Raw genomic sequence first — 14,707 nt, forward strand, 5'->3', positions numbered from 1 at the left:
CCCTTAAGCATCTTGGAAGTTAGTGGAACGGTCCTGGAAAGGCCGGCGATACAGGGTGATAGCCCCGTACACGAAAACAACCTTGATGTGAAATCGAGTAGGGCGGGACACGTGACATCCTGTCTGAATATGGGGGGACCATCCTCCAAGGCTAAATACTCCTGACTGACCGATAGTGAACCAGTACCGTGAGGGAAAGGCGAAAAGAACCCCTGTGAGGGGAGTGAAATAGAACCTGAAACCGTGTACGTACAAGCAGTGGGAGCCCTTCGGGGTGACTGCGTACCTTTTGTATAATGGGTCAGCGACTTACATTTTGTAGCGAGGTTAACCGTATAGGGGAGCCGTAGGGAAACCGAGTCTTAACTGGGCGTCTAGTTGCAAGGTGTAGACCCGAAACCGGGTGATCTAGCCATGGGCAGGTTGAAGGTTGAGTAACATCAACTGGAGGACCGAACCCACTAACGTTGCAAAGTTAGGGGATGACCTGTGGCTGGGGGTGAAAGGCCAATCAAACTCGGAGATAGCTGGTTCTCCCCGAAAGCTATTTAGGTAGCGCCTCGGACGAATACTACTGGGGGTAGAGCACTGTTTGGGCTAGGGGGTCATCCCGACTTACCAACCCCATGCAAACTCCGAATACCAGTAAGTAATATCCGGGAGACACACGGCGGGTGCTAACGTCCGTCGTGAAGAGGGAAACAACCCAGACCGCCGGCTAAGGTCCCAAAGTTCTGGTTAAGTGGGAAACGATGTGGGAAGGCTCAGACAGCTAGGATGTTGGCTTAGAAGCAGCCATCATTTAAAGAAAGCGTAATAGCTCACTAGTCGAGTCGGCCTGCGCGGAAGATGTAACGGGGCTCAAACCAGGCACCGAAGCCGCGGATTCACGCTAAGCGTGAGTGGTAGGGGAGCGTTCTGTAAGTCTGCGAAGGTGTATCGAGAGGTATGCTGGAGATATCAGAAGTGCGAATGCTGACGTAAGTAACGATAAAGGGGGTGAAAAGCCTCCTCGCCGGAAGACCAAGGGTTCCTGTCCAACGTTAATCGGGGCAGGGTGAGTCGACCCCTAAGGCGAGGCCGAAAGGCGTAGTCGATGGGAAGCAGGTTAATATTCCTGCACGACTTGTAATTGCGATGGGGGGACGGAGAAGGCTAGGTGGGCCAGGCGACGGTTGTCCTGGTGAAAGTGCGTAGGTGGTGTTTCTAGGCAAATCCGGAGACACAACACTGAGACACGAGACGAACACACTACGGTGTGGAAGCCATTGATGCCCTGCTTCCAGGAAAAGCCTCTAAGCTTCAGATTACAAGTCATCGTACCCCAAACCGACACAGGTGGTCGGGTAGAGAATACCAAGGCGCTTGAGAGAACTCGGGTGAAGGAACTAGGCAAAATAGAACCGTAACTTCGGGAGAAGGTTCGCTCTTGATGGTGAAGTCCCTTGCGGATGGAGCTGTCGGGAGTCGCAGTGACCAGATGGCTGGGACTGTTTATCAAAAACACAGCACTCTGCAAACACGAAAGTGGACGTATAGGGTGTGACACCTGCCCGGTGCCGGAAGGTTAATTGATGGGGTTAGCGCAAGCGAAGCTCTTGATCGAAGCCCCGGTAAACGGCGGCCGTAACTATAACGGTCCTAAGGTAGCGAAATTCCTTGTCGGGTAAGTTCCGACCTGCACGAATGGTGTAACCATGGCCATGCTGTCTCCACCCGAGACTCAGTGAAATCGAATTCGCCGTGAAGATGCGGTGTACCCGCGGCTAGACGGAAAGACCCCGTGAACCTTTACTACAGCTTGGCACTGAACATTGAACCTACATGTGTAGGATAGGTGGGAGGCTTTGAAGGCGTGACGCCAGTTGCGCTGGAGCCGTCCTTGAAATACCACCCTTGTATGTTTGATGTTCTAACGCAGGGCCCTGAATCGGGCTCGCGGACAGTGCCTGGTGGGTAGTTTGACTGGGGCGGTCTCCTCCCAAAGAGTAACGGAGGAGCACGAAGGTTGGCTAATCCTGGTCGGACATCAGGAGGTTAGTGCAATGGCATAAGCCAGCTTAACTGCGAGACGGACAGGTCGAGCAGGTACGAAAGTAGGTCATAGTGATCCGGTGGTTCTGAATGGAAGGGCCATCGCTCAACGGATAAAAGGTACTCCGGGGATAACAGGCTGATACCGCCCAAGAGTTCATATCGACGGCGGTGTTTGGCACCTCGATGTCGGCTCATCACATCCTGGGGCTGAAGTCGGTCCCAAGGGTATGGCTGTTCGCCATTTAAAGTGGTACGCGAGCTGGGTTCAGAACGTCGTGAGACAGTTCGGTCCCTATCTGCCGTGGGCGTTGGATGATTGAAGGGAGTTGCTCCTAGTACGAGAGGACCGGAGTGAACGAACCTCTGGTGTTCGGGTTGTCACGCCAGTGGCACTGCCCGGTAGCTAAGTTCGGAATCGATAACCGCTGAAAGCATCTAAGCGGGAAGCGAGCCCTGAGATGAGTCATCCCTGACCCCTTGAGGGTCCTAAAGGGCCGTTGGAGACCACAACGTTGATAGGCGGGGTGTGTAAGTGCAGCGATGCATTGAGCTAACCCGTACTAATTACCCGTGAGGCTTAACCATACAACACCCAAGAAGTGTTCTAAGGCTTGTAGCAAACCTAAGCGAACTACTAATTCAGTGATAATGACTCAGTCGTTATTCACGTCAGCTTTCTGGATTGAAGAATTTGCCTGGCGGCCATAGCGCCGTGGAACCACCTGATCCCATGCCGAACTCAGAAGTGAAACGCGGTAGCGCCGATGGTAGTGTGGCATTCGCCATGCGAGAGTAGGACACTGCCAGGCACCTAATTAAACAGCGATGTGAAGAATCACGACGCTGGCTGCGAGGATGACACCTCAGAAGAAGCAGCACATGATTTAGCGCAAGCTAACCGAATGCGGAGCGGTAGTTCAGTCGGTTAGAATACCGGCCTGTCACGCCGGGGGTCGCGGGTTCGAGTCCCGTCCGCTCCGCCACTAATTTGAAAGGCCTTCCCAGATGGGAAGGCCTTTTTGCTATGGGCGATTTTGCCCAGCGACTCACAGGTTTGCACATCGGAACCAACACAAAGCCCGGCTTCATGACCGGGCTTTGATGTTTTTAGCGTGTTAAACAGCCTGTATTAGCATTTATCTGGAGGAAGAGAACTAAAGCCCTGTCATCTTTTCCATTTTGTATCTATATCAAGCCCTTATCTGATGGATCACTGGACATCTTAACTGGTTTACTTTTGGCCAAACTCTGTTCATGGTGCGCGATTAGGGTTGTATCTCGTTTATAACTCGGTAGAGTAAGGGCATCTTGAGTTTGCCTGTCCCGCGCCGAGTTTGCCGGGTTCCAGGTGTAACTTGGCCAGTTTTTATCAACCTTAAGTCAGTGGTATCGATATGGAACAAGTAAACAAGTCCACCTTCAGCGATGTACTGGAATATGTGCGTATGTCCCGTCGCCAGAACAAACTCAAGCGTGAAATTGCGGATAACGAGAAGAAGATCCGTGACAACCAGAAGCGCGTGCTGCTGCTCGACAACCTGAGCGACTATATCAAGCCGGGCATGAGCATTGATGATGTGCAGGCGATCATCGCCAACATGCGTGCCGACTATGAAGAGCGCGTGGATGACCACATCATCAAGAACGCCGAGCTCTCCAAAGAGCGTAAAGAGCTGAGCACCAAGCTGAAGGGCATGAGCTCTCACAAATAAGCGTTGCGTTTTCGCTTAAGAAACACCGGCCACTGGCCGGTGTTTTGTTATCAGCTCGGATCTCTGCCACTCCTGCAACAATCGGCTCCCCTTTTTAGAATTGCCCTGTTACCATCACCACAAAGCGGTCAATAGTTTCAAGCCATTGACTTGAAAAGACTAAGCTTGAGTGAAACACAATAAATTGCGCAACCATGGTGGGGCTGATATGGGCGCATCAGAACAGACGGATTTGACACAAGTGGCATCTCAAGATTCATCTGTCCAGACCTCGGACGGGAACCCAAAGCGCAAGCGCCGTCCCTGGTGGCGTTGGCTGTTCTGTTTTCTCTTTTTATTGTGCCTGGGGGCGGTGATCGCTCTGGTTGGCTATGAGATGAAAACCTCGAAGCTGCAATCTCAGGAGATTTCCCGCTATGCTGCCAAGCTCACCTATCAGGTCGAGCCTGGCCAGAGCAAACAGATCGCTTTCCCTGAGGATGGCCCGTTCGACAAGCGGCTCGGCTATGTGCAACTGCCGATGATGCAGGAGCGTTTGCTGCAGCGGGGCTATGAAGTCAGCAAGCAGGTGCATTTCTCCGACGCGCTCTATGACTACGCCAGTCGTGGCTTCTTCGTGCCCTATACCGAGAAGGTGCAGGCCGGTTTGACGCTGCACGATTGCCGCGCCGAGCCCTTCTATCAATTCAAGTATCCGACCCATCACTATCCGGATTTTGACTCCATTCCGCCGCTCGTCATCCAGTCGCTGCTGTTTATCGAGAACCGCGACTTGCTGAGCAACGAAGAGCCGTTGGCCAACCCGGCAGTCGACTGGCCCCGTTTTGCCAAGGCCGCGCTCTCTCAGGTGGGCAAGGCGCTCGATATGCAGGATCAATCTGCCGGTGGCAGTACCTTGGCGACCCAGGTGGAGAAGTATCGCCACTCGCCGGACGGGCTGACCCTGTCGCCGACCGAGAAGATCCGTCAGATGGCCTCTGCCAGCGTGCGGGCCTATCGTCTCGGGCCGGAAACCCTCGAAGCGCGCAAACTGGTCGCCTGGGCCTACCTCAACTCGGTACCGCTCTCGGCTGCGCCAGGATATGGTGAAGTCCATGGTCTGGGAGATGGTCTCTGGGTCTGGTTTGGTGCCAACGTCGATGATGTGAACCGTCTGTTGGATCCCGCCCGCAACCAGAACGCGCCGCTGGCCGAGCAGGGGCTTGCCCTGCGTCAGGTTGTCTCTTTGATGATTGCGCACCGCCGTCCCTCTTACTATCTGGCTCAGGGGCGAGAGGCATTGGCTACCCTGACCGACAGCTACCTGCGCCTGTTTGTGCAGGAGGGAATGATCACGCCACCTCTGATGGAGGCGGCGCTCAAGGCCAAGATTACGTTCCGTGACTTCCTGCAGTCCCCGGCTATCACCCGGGTGAACAACAACAAGGGGTTGCAGGTTGCCCGTACTCGCCTGAGCCGTCAGCTCGGGGTGCAGCTCTATGACCTCGACCGGATGGATCTGACGGCCGATACCAGCCTCAACATGCCGCTGCAAAATGAAGTATCCCGTTATCTGCAGCAGTTGGCCGATCCGGCGTTTGCCGCCCAGGTAGGGCTGTTTGGCGAGCGCCTGCTCTCGCCTGAGAAGACGGGCGATGTGCGCTACAGCTTCACCCTGTTCGAGAAATCGCCGGAAGGGTTCAAGGTGCGGGTGCAGACCGACAACACCGATCAGCCGTTCGATATCAACGAAGGCTCCAAGCTGGAGTTGGGCTCAACCGCCAAGTTGCGGGTGCTGACCACCTATCTGGAGATTGTGGCCGAGCTGCACGACAACTATGCCGGGATGCCGGTCGAGAATCTGCGTAAATTGGCTGCCGTCTCTCAGGACAACCTCAGCCGCTGGGCCATCTCCTATCTGATGACGGCTCAGGACAAGAGCCTGCCTGTGATGCTGGAAGCTGCGCTGGATCGCAAATACTCCGCCAGCCCCAATGAGGGGTTCTTTACCGGTGGCGGCATGCACACCTTCAACAACTTCCGCCGCGAGGATAACAATCGTATTCCGACGTTGCGTGACTCTCTACGTGAGTCGATTAACTTGCCCTTTGTGCGGCTGATGCGCGATATCGTGCGCTACAGCCTCTACAAGGAGGGCAACCGTGCCCAGTTGCTGAAGGACGACAAGGATCCCCGTCGTCAGGAGTATCTGGCCAAATTTGCCGACAAAGAGGGCCAGACCTATCTGCTGCGCTTCTGGCGTAAATATCGCGGCAAGACCCCCGAGGAGCAGCTTGATACCTTCCTCGACGGTCTCAAGCCGAGTGCGGTACGTCTGGCGGCGGTTCACCGCTACCTGATGCCGGAAGCCAGCGAAGCCGCATTTGCTGCCTTCCTGGCGGAGCGGTTGCCGCGGGAAAAGCTGAGTGCGAAACGGATCAATCAGCTCTATGTGAGCTATGGCCCGGGCAAGTATTCACTGCCGGATCAGGGCTACATCGCCCGGGTTCACCCGCTGGAGCTGTGGTTGCTGGCCTATCTCAAGGAGTTTGACAAGGCAACCTTTGCCGATGCCGTTGCTGCCAGCCGTGACGAACGCCAGGAGGTCTACAGCTGGTTGTTCAAGACCCGTCATCGCAGTGCTCGTGATAGCCGGATCCGCACCATGCTGGAGGTGGAAGCGTTTCTCGATATTCATCAGCGCTGGGCCAAGCTTGGTTATCCGTTCGACCATCTGGTGCCGTCCTTGGCTACCGCCTTGGGGAGCTCCGGTGATCGTCCGGCTGCACTGGCCGAGCTGATGGGCATAATCCAGAATGGTGGCATCCGTTCGCCGACCCTGCGGATCGAGCACCTCTCGTTTGCCAAGGGGACTCCCTTCGAGACCGAGTTTGAGCCACAACACACCGAGGGAACCCGAGTGATGCCGGCAGAGGTGGCGGCAGCCCTGCGCAGTGCGCTCTCCAAGGTGGTGGAAGGGGGCACAGCAAGACGTATCGCCGGTGCTTTTACTCTGCAGGACGGCACTGTGTTGCAGATGGGGGGCAAGACCGGCACCGGTGATAACCGGATTGAAACAGTAGGCCGTTATGGCAATGTGACCAGCTCGCTGGCGCGCAACCGAACCGCGACCTTCGTTTTCTATCTGGGGGATGATCACTTCGGTACCCTGACCGCCTATGTACCGGGTAGCCAGTCCGACAAGTTCCGCTTCACATCTGCACTGCCGGTGCAGGTGCTCAAGGGCATGGCTCCCCTGCTGATGCCTTACCTGCAACCAGGTTCCCATACCCAGTGTCTGGCGAACCAGTGAAACGAGCGAATTACCGCTCATCACGCAGGTAACTGACCAGAAAAACGGGGAGGCTGACAGCCTCCCCGTTTTCATTTCCTAATCGGGCGCAGCGGCGATCGATTGCGATCAGGTGTTCAGTACGAACTGCTCGATCACCTGGGCCACACCATCTTCATCGTTGCGGGCAGTGGTGTGCTGGGCGAGATCCTTGATCTCGTCGGTGGCATTCCCCATCGCAACCCCGAGGCCAGCGTACTCGATCATGTGGCGATCGTTACCCGCATCTCCGACGCAGATCACCTGAGCGGCGGTCAGGCCAAGGTGCTCGGCCAGCGCGGCAACGCCGGTCCCCTTGTTGCTGTGCTTGTTCATGAACTCGAGGAAGAAGGGGGCGCTCTGTACCACGGTATAGCGTTCATAGAGCTCTGCGGGCAGTCGCTCGATGGCGCGGGAGAGCTGGGGCGGCTCGTCGATCATCATCACCTTCATGATCTGCTCGTCGGCAGGCAGGGTGGCGAAGTCGATCAGATTGATCGGCATGCCGATCAGGCGGGATTCGTGCTCGGTGTAGGTGCTGACACGGGGGCTGATCAGGCCACGGGTGACCGAGAAACCGTGGACGTTAACCTCCAGCTCGTCGGCCAGTTTGGCGATGGCGCTGGCGTCACTGCCGGTCAGCAGCTGGCTGCGGATGATGCGCTGATCGGCAACCTGTTGTACCAGGGCGCCGTTGTAGCAGATGACGTAGTCATGCTCTGTGGTGAGGCCGAGTTCTTCCAGATAGCGGCTCATGCCTTCCAGTGGACGGCCAGAGGCCAACACTACGGTTACCCCTTTGGCGCGCGCGGCGCTGATGGCGGCGTGGGTGCGGGGAGTAATTTGGCCCTGCGGGTTGAGCAGGGTGCCATCCATATCCAATGCGATCAGCTTGTACATCTCTCACTACCTGAGTCTGGGTGGCCCGCCCGGTGGGGCCAAGGAAGTGGCGAGTGTAGCGAAAATCGGCGTCGGGATCACGGCCGGCACAGCGAGCTGCCGGTGTCGGTTGATCTATTTGTGCCCCTCGTAAGGGGTCATCTCCAACGTGTCATCATGAATGGTCAGACGGGTGGGGCCTCGGGTGATGGTAACCTTGCGTTTAAAGCAGGCCATCTCGACCTCGATGCCGGAGAACAGATGCTGGGTGGCAATGACCTCCATTTGCGCCATCAAGTTCTGCATATCTTCATTGTTTGCCGTGATCTGTTCGTGGATGAGGGTCAGCTCCGCCAGCTGGTGATCGCGGATTGGTTTGAGCTTGCGCAAGGTATCAGGATTGCGTTTATCGCTGGGCAGTTGCAGCAGTTTCATCACCAGTGCCTTGACCTTGTCGAGCTGGGCCTGACACTCCAGCTGGCGCAACTTGAGTTGGTGTTCCTGTTCCTTGTGGGTGAAGTAGCCACCGAGGATCTGCAGCCGGGTATGGTTGGCGGCCTCGGCCCCCAGGCTGGGGGCCATGATTAGACGATTGGCAATGCTGGTTCCACCCAGCAGATTGCCTTTACGCATGTTAGTGTCACCCACCTTGATATCCCGTCCACTGCGGGTGTAGCAGTGGCTGAGCTGGCTCTGGATTTGTATATCTCCACCCGCTTCCAGCTGCGCGTATTGGGCATAGCTGGCGTGGATCTCCCCTTGGGCATTGAGCTGGCAAAGGTACTCTCCCTGCTCGTTGCGGCGGCCAATGATACCGTGCCGTACCGTAATGCTGCCCCCTGCTTCGATCCAACCTCCTTCGATAAATCCACCGATGACGATGTCACCGCTGACCCGTATTTTCATGCCCGGGTTGACGTCGCCGCTGACGATTAATCCCCCCTCAAACGCAATGTGGCCGTGGCGGGCATCCACCTGCTTGACACTGAGTACCTCGTCCACTTTCATACCTGCTTTCTCCTGGCAGGGCAGGCCAGCCCTACTGGCGATCAACAAGTCGGGATCGTCGGGGGAGATGAAGGTTCCCTCGCCAGCACTCATTGGACTGTCTTTACCATCCTTGGCAGGCAAGTCCTGACCTGTCACGGTAAAGCCGGGCACCCCGACGGTGGCAGGATGGCGGCGCATCAGCTGGGCCCCTGCCTTGACGGTGACGATGGAACCAAGATCTCGCAGATCGACTTTGCCATGATCCAGTTCTTGCGGCTTGAGGATCCGCTCGGCCGGTGTCTCCACCAGCCGCTCATAGCGAGTGTCCTGACCATTGACGGCAGGCTGGCCGTTGGCAATCACCAGCTTGAGCTGACTGCCGGGGGCGGCCTCCTTGGCTGACTGGATGGCAGCGGTGAGCAGTTGCTCACTCACCCCCTGTTTGATTTCGCTGATGGCGATCGTCTCTTTCAGCTGTTCCAGCGTCACATACTTGCCCCCCCAGTCGGCAGTGATCTGGGCGATGGCGCTCATGCGATCCTTCTCCACTATTACGGCGAGTCGGGCATCCTGACGCTTGCCGATGGGGATGGGGTTGGCAGGGACGGGGGCGGCAGGGTTGGTGAGCAGGGTATTAAGCAGGCTGATGGCCTGTTTGATCCCCTCGGGCAGCGGCTGATAGCGGCGACAGTTGGAAGCGAGCAGCAGAGCCTGCACATCCTGTTCCGTGACAGGTTTGGTGAGACCGGCGGCAATCCGCAGGCAGACCAGTTCCATATCGCTTGATAGCAGCAACCACTCTTTGCTTAACACCGCATCTCCTTGCTGGATGAGAACGGAACGATCGGCTCGTTCCTCTACTGTCATTTAATCTCTCAATGATTAATAAAGCGAGTCGCCAACCCTGAGAGTGGGCAGTATTCAGATATTTCCTCTGAATGGTCAATGAATTGAAGTCAAATCGGTGATGGCGGCCAGATAAATGTGGGCGCTGTTTGGAAACGGAGTGAAAAGACGGATCGCAGCGCCAGCGACATAGGGTTGCTGGCAGGGGAGTGGCGGTTCTTATCAGCTGCGCTGGGCTGTTCTGGCCAGGGTGAGGTAATCGCCGAGCACCGGCTCACCCAGCATATGGCGGCGCAGCATGTCGAGGGCGGCAAAGGCGAGGATCTTGCGGCGACTCTCCGGGTCGGGGTGGCTGACCTTGACCGTCTGACCGACGTGTTTTCCATCGGCGCTGAGTAGCAGTGGTACACCCTCAGTGCCCTCTCGCCCTATGGTCAGTTGCAGGCCCGCATCGGCGGTCGGCAGTTGCGCCAGCTCATCGGCCAGTTGCGTACTGAAGTTGGCCTCCAGCCTGGGATGGCCGTGACAAAGCGCCAGCAGGGCGCCGCCACTCTCTCCCTCCAGCAGAGCCAGCGGTTTGCCTTGCAGCAGCGCCAGGATCTGCTGCGCCGGTTCCGTATCTCCGCTGCCAACCAGCCAGGGACGGATCGTATCCAGCAGTCGGCGCTCGGCACTCTCCATGTCAGCGGTACTGGCGTCGTGGCCGATCAGTTTCAGCTCGATAAGGGGCATGGAGGAGCGGTAACCCAGCTCGATGCCGGCTGGCCAGGGGTCGGCATCCAGCATATCGCTGAGGGCCGACTCCGAGACGCCGAAGGTGTAAAAGCGACGCAGCTCGGTATCGACTTGTGCCCCGGCCAGCTGTTTGAGGCGCGGCAGAATTTGCTCGCGCACCATCTGTTTGAACTCGAACGGCACGCCCGGGGTGAAGAAGAGCTGACTCTGGCCACTTCGCACCACAAAGCCGCAGGCGGTGCCGACCGGGTTGTCGAGGATCTCGCTCCCCTGTGGCAGCCATGCCTGTTTGGCATTGCTTTGTGCCATGGGGCGGCCACGGCTGGCGTAGCGCGCTTCGATGGTAGCGAGCCATTCGGGGAAGAGGGTGAGTGGCTGGTCAAAGGCTTCAGCTGCCGCCTGAGCGGTCAGGTCATCGGCAGTGGGCCCGAGTCCGCCACACACCAGCACCACCTCGGCGCGGCTGGCACTCTCTTGCAGCACCGTTTTCAGGTCGGTGAGGTTGTCCCCTACCGTCAGGCGACGGCGCACCTGCCAGCCCTGCTCCAGCAGCAGAGCGCTGAGCCAGGCCGCGTTGGTATCCACCACCAGACCCGTCACTATTTCATCTCCGGTACTGATGATCTCGATACGCATGGCTGGCTCCTTGGATTAAACGGGTGGCAACGGTTGGCCTCGGGCCAACACAATCAGGCTTTGTTGTGCTCGAAGTAGTAGCTGATCCGGGTACGCGGATTGAGGTACTCGAACACGGCGGGCGGCAGCCGTTTGGGGTGGATCACCTTGGCGATCGACAGTTCGGCTTGCTGCAGGTCGATGATGGCGGCTTCCTGACGGGGAATGCGCGGATCGTAGACCAGCACCGAGGGGTAGAGCAGGCGGGAAGCGTTGACCGACATCACCAGTCCCACCTGACCGTTGGAGAGCTGCACCACGCTGCCGGGGGGGTAGATCCCCATCAGCCGGATCAGCATGCTGAGGTACTCCGGATTAAACTGCGCCTTGCGCTGCTTGTAGAGGCCGCTCAGGGCTGAGTAGGGCACCTTGGCCTGCATGTGGCAGAGGTTATCGTACTCGTTGATCAGCGACACCATCTGGGTCAGCGGATCGAGCTGGCCACCCTTGAGCCCTTCCGGCCCGCTGCCATCGAGATATTCATGGTGATGGAGCACGATCCCCTTCGCCTCGGCCGGGAAATCCTTGGCCAGATTGAGCAGATCCAGCCCGTAGCGCGGGTGCTGGGCCATCAGGTTCTGCTCCGGCTTGGTCAGCGGCTCGGTCTTGCGCAGGATCTGGCTCGGGATCTTCAACTTGCCGATATCGTGGAACAGCGCCCCCATGCCGACCTGACGGATCTCGTCGGCCGTCATGCAGCACTCCTTGGCCAGCAGCATGCTGAGCACGCTCACATTGAGGGAGTGGAAGTAGAGGTTGTTGCCATCCTCGCTGTCGGAGACCAGATGGAGCACCATCTCGTCCACCGAGAGCAGTTGCTCGGTCATGGCGTTGACCAGCTCCTGTGCCTCGCCGATGGCATTGAGGGGGCGGGACTGGATCTTGCTCATCACGCTGCGCACCTGGGCCAGCGACTGCTGGAACTGCTTCTCGCACTGCTGCAAATTGCGGCGATACTGTTGCAACTGCTCTATACGCTGATCCTTCTCCTGCTGCATTCGGGCTTGCCGCTGTGCGGCGTCTGCGCTCTCTTGTTGCTGAGGCTGTACCTGATTGAGGGGCTTGGGCGGAACGTCGCTCTTGTCGGGAATGATGGTGACCAGTTTCAGGCCGAGACGGCGGATCAGCTCGATCTCTTCTTCACTTTTGATCTTGAAGCTGGAAAACAGGAACGGGTGTTCGCGCCACCCCAGTGGCAGGGATACATAGTTGCCGACTTGCAGTCGATCTACGGAAATCTTGATACCGGTCATTATCTTGGAAGCAGGAGACACACTGAGCCGTATGCTAGTCAAAGGCGGGGGTGAATACAAAAGGTATCTGATGACAGGGCAGGAGCTTTATTATAGGCTTCTGGATGTCCAGACATATTTACTGATGCAGTACAGGGAGTAAGCATGCCGATCAAGATCCCGGATCAGTTACCCGCCGCCGAAGTGCTGGGGCAGGAGAACATCTTCGTGATGACGGAATCCCGGGCCGTCACCCAGAACATCCGCCCGCTGCGGGTGTTGATCCTCAATCTGATGCCCAAGAAAATTGAGACCGAGATCCAGCTGATGCGGATGCTCTCCAACTCGCCGCTGCAGGTGGATGTGGATCTGTTGCGCATTGATGACAGGGAGTCAAAGAACACACCTCAGGCCCACCTCGAGAACTTCTATCACGACTTCGAACAGGTGCGTGGCAACAACTACGACGGCATGATCATCACCGGGGCGCCGCTTGGGCTGGTGGAGTTCGAGGAGGTGGTCTACTGGCCGCGCATTGTCGAGATCATCGAGTGGTCCCATCAGCACGTGACCTCCACTCTGTTTCTCTGCTGGGCGGTGCAGGCGGCGCTTAAAGCCTTGTATGGCATGGAGAAGCAGACCCACGGCGAGAAGCTCTCCGGGGTTTATCGCCACCACCGCCTCGACGAGCACGAACCGCTGCTGCGTGGTTTCGATGACGAGTTTGTCGCGCCCCACTCCCGCTATGCGGCGTTTGATGGCGATTTGATCCGCGCCCACACCGATCTGCAGATTTTTGCCGAGTCAGAAGAGGCGGGGGTTTATCTGGCGGCGACCAAGGATTGTCGTCAGGTGTTTGTCACCGGGCATCCGGAGTACGACGCCCTGACTCTCGATGGGGAGTACCAACGGGATCTGGCGGCGGGCCTTGACCCGGCTATTCCGGTCAACTACTACCCGAATAACGATCCGGGCAAGACCCCGCGCGCCAGCTGGCGCAGCCATGGTCATCTGCTGTTTGCCAACTGGCTCAACTACTACGTCTATCAGCTCACCAGCTATCGGGTGGAGGATATCGGCAAGGTCTTCACCTATGACCAAGGGGGCAAGTAGTCAGTCGCCCAGCTCCAGCCGCTGGGCCAGCTGGTCGAGCCATTGGCGGTGGCAGGCCAGGGTAAACGCCTTGGGTCTGTGGGCCTTGATAGCGGCCATCGCTTCTTGCTGTGGCTGGCCGAGGGTCATCAGCAGCGCGGCGGCGACCAGACCGGTACGACCGCTGCCCCCTTTGCAGTGGATGACCAGATGTTTGCCATCCCCCAGCAGCTCGCGCAGCTGCGGCAGCGCCTGTTGCCAGGCGGCCTCGAAGGCTGCATCGGGGGCCAGATCATCCTCGATGGGCAGGTGGAGCCAGCGCATTCCTTCGTGCTCGACCTGCTGGCCGAGCTGCGCCAGTTCGAGTCGGGTCAACTCGGCGCTCGTCATCAGGGTCACCACCCCGTGGGCACCGGCCAGCCGCAGTTGATCGAGCGCCAGGGTCAGCGGCACCTGCTGGGTGCCGGGGCAGGGGGTCAGCAGCAGCTGACCATCGACACGGGGAACCTCAAGGCTCCAGAAAGGGTGATACGGGTGCATGGCGGATCCTCGCGTGGTGGCCACAGGGCTGCGGCCGGTGAATGGCGCCAAGGATAGGCGGGGCAGGGGGGATGTCAATGGCCGTTGTGTTTGCCCCAGTTTACGGGCAGAGTCTAAAAAATTGAGCGGTTCAAGGAGTTAAGATGAGAAACCTGGATCAACTGGATTTGGATATCCTGGCCCATCTGTTTCGGGATGCGGGCATGACCAACAAAGATCTGGCCGCGTTGGTGGGCGTTGCCCCCTCCACCTGTCTGGAACGGGTGCGCAAGTTGCAGCAGGATGGCGTGCTCAAGGGGGCGCACTGCGAAGTGGATTATCAGGCCCTCGGGGGTCACATTCAGGCCATGGTCTCCCTGCAGCTGGCCCGGCACAGCCGCCAGATCATCGATGCCTTCCGCGATGCCATTCTGGCGCTGCCCGAAGTGATCAGTCTGTTCCACATGGGGGGCAAGGATGATTTTCTGGTGCACCTGTGTGTCTCCGATACCGAGCACCTGCGCAACTTCGTCTTCGATCACTTCACCTCCCGCGAAGAGGTGGTGCACCTCGAAACCTCGCTGGTGTTCGAGCACAAGTTCAGTCGCTCCCTGCCCTGCTTTCCCCAACCATAACGGCCTGTGGGCCGACGGTATGGATAGATGGAAAAAACCGCCAGC

9 protein-coding genes, 1 tRNA gene and 2 rRNA genes (1 of these 12 running past the window's edge) are annotated in these 14,707 nt (G+C 57.9%); 7 read left to right on the forward strand and 5 right to left on the reverse strand.

Annotation, left to right across the window (positions count from 1 at the left end; genetic code table 11):
* The 5 genes from I6L35_RS08610 to I6L35_RS08630 form a co-directional block, all read left to right on the forward strand.
* Positions 1–2,622: ribosomal RNA gene (locus tag I6L35_RS08610) — 23S ribosomal RNA — on the forward strand; it begins 267 nt to the left of the window's first position.
* Between the two features lie 109 nt (positions 2,623–2,731).
* Positions 2,732–2,846, forward strand: a 5S ribosomal RNA gene (gene rrf / locus I6L35_RS08615).
* 97 nt (positions 2,847–2,943) lie between these two features.
* A tRNA-Asp gene (locus I6L35_RS08620) sits at positions 2,944–3,020 on the forward strand.
* 411 nt (positions 3,021–3,431) lie between these two features.
* Positions 3,432–3,749: a PTS system regulator TmaR gene (gene tmaR, locus I6L35_RS08625; protein WP_005336024.1), complete on the forward strand. Its 318-nt coding sequence runs from the start codon at positions 3,432–3,434 to the stop codon at positions 3,747–3,749.
* 208 nt (positions 3,750–3,957) lie between these two features.
* Positions 3,958–7,041, forward strand: coding sequence for a transglycosylase domain-containing protein (locus I6L35_RS08630; protein ID WP_216980028.1), 3,084 nt, complete (start codon positions 3,958–3,960; stop codon positions 7,039–7,041).
* 108 nt (positions 7,042–7,149) lie between these two features.
* On the opposite strand, the gene yidA is transcribed toward I6L35_RS08630, so the two are convergent.
* The 4 genes from yidA to I6L35_RS08650 form a co-directional block, all read right to left on the reverse strand.
* On the reverse strand, positions 7,150–7,959 hold the full coding sequence (yidA, locus tag I6L35_RS08635) for a sugar-phosphatase (protein WP_216980029.1): 810 nt from the start codon (positions 7,957–7,959) through the stop codon (positions 7,150–7,152).
* A gap of 114 nt (positions 7,960–8,073) precedes the next feature.
* Positions 8,074–9,741: a DUF342 domain-containing protein gene (locus I6L35_RS08640; RefSeq protein WP_216980030.1), complete on the reverse strand. Its 1,668-nt coding sequence runs from the start codon at positions 9,739–9,741 to the stop codon at positions 8,074–8,076.
* A gap of 255 nt (positions 9,742–9,996) precedes the next feature.
* On the reverse strand, positions 9,997–11,145 hold the full coding sequence (locus tag I6L35_RS08645; RefSeq protein WP_216980031.1) for a CinA family nicotinamide mononucleotide deamidase-related protein: 1,149 nt from the start codon (positions 11,143–11,145) through the stop codon (positions 9,997–9,999).
* A 53-nt stretch (positions 11,146–11,198) separates the two neighbouring features.
* On the reverse strand, positions 11,199–12,437 hold the full coding sequence (locus I6L35_RS08650; protein ID WP_216980032.1) for a DUF3391 domain-containing protein: 1,239 nt from the start codon (positions 12,435–12,437) through the stop codon (positions 11,199–11,201).
* 144 nt (positions 12,438–12,581) lie between these two features.
* Between I6L35_RS08650 and metA the strand changes: the two genes are divergently transcribed.
* A complete protein-coding gene (gene metA, locus I6L35_RS08655; RefSeq protein ID WP_040094088.1) occupies positions 12,582–13,529 on the forward strand; it encodes a homoserine O-succinyltransferase in 948 nt (315 codons plus the stop codon).
* Here metA and I6L35_RS08660 read toward each other — a convergent pair whose 3' ends face one another.
* Positions 13,530–14,048 (reverse strand): cyclin-dependent kinase inhibitor 3 family protein, encoded by a 519-nt coding sequence (locus I6L35_RS08660; RefSeq protein ID WP_216980033.1) that lies wholly within the window; start codon positions 14,046–14,048, stop codon positions 13,530–13,532.
* 143 nt (positions 14,049–14,191) lie between these two features.
* Here I6L35_RS08660 and I6L35_RS08665 point away from each other — a divergent pair, with 143 nt between their 5' ends.
* Positions 14,192–14,662 carry an Lrp/AsnC family transcriptional regulator gene (locus tag I6L35_RS08665; RefSeq protein WP_005336001.1) on the forward strand — a complete coding sequence of 157 codons (471 nt, stop codon included), beginning with the start codon at positions 14,192–14,194 and terminating at the stop codon, positions 14,660–14,662.
* The last annotated feature ends 45 nt before the right edge of the window (positions 14,663–14,707 follow it).

The sequence above is a fragment of the Aeromonas sp. FDAARGOS 1405 genome, assembly GCF_019048265.1.
Classification (GTDB): domain Bacteria; phylum Pseudomonadota; class Gammaproteobacteria; order Enterobacterales; family Aeromonadaceae; genus Aeromonas; species Aeromonas veronii_A.

Excerpts from the sequence above, each read along its gene's own strand:
- I6L35_RS08630 (WP_216980028.1), top strand. The coding sequence starts at position 3,958 with ATGGGCGCATCAGAACAGACGGATTTGACACAAGTGGCATCTCAAGAT.
- I6L35_RS08645 (WP_216980031.1), bottom strand. The coding sequence starts at position 11,145 with ATGCGTATCGAGATCATCAGTACCGGAGATGAAATAGTGACGGGTCTG.
- metA (WP_040094088.1), top strand. The coding sequence starts at position 12,582 with ATGCCGATCAAGATCCCGGATCAGTTACCCGCCGCCGAAGTGCTGGGG.
- yidA (WP_216980029.1), bottom strand. The coding sequence starts at position 7,959 with ATGTACAAGCTGATCGCATTGGATATGGATGGCACCCTGCTCAACCCG.
- tmaR (WP_005336024.1), top strand. The coding sequence starts at position 3,432 with ATGGAACAAGTAAACAAGTCCACCTTCAGCGATGTACTGGAATATGTG.
- I6L35_RS08650 (WP_216980032.1), bottom strand. The coding sequence starts at position 12,437 with ATGACCGGTATCAAGATTTCCGTAGATCGACTGCAAGTCGGCAACTAT.
- I6L35_RS08660 (WP_216980033.1), bottom strand. The coding sequence starts at position 14,048 with ATGCACCCGTATCACCCTTTCTGGAGCCTTGAGGTTCCCCGTGTCGAT.
- I6L35_RS08665 (WP_005336001.1), top strand. The coding sequence starts at position 14,192 with ATGAGAAACCTGGATCAACTGGATTTGGATATCCTGGCCCATCTGTTT.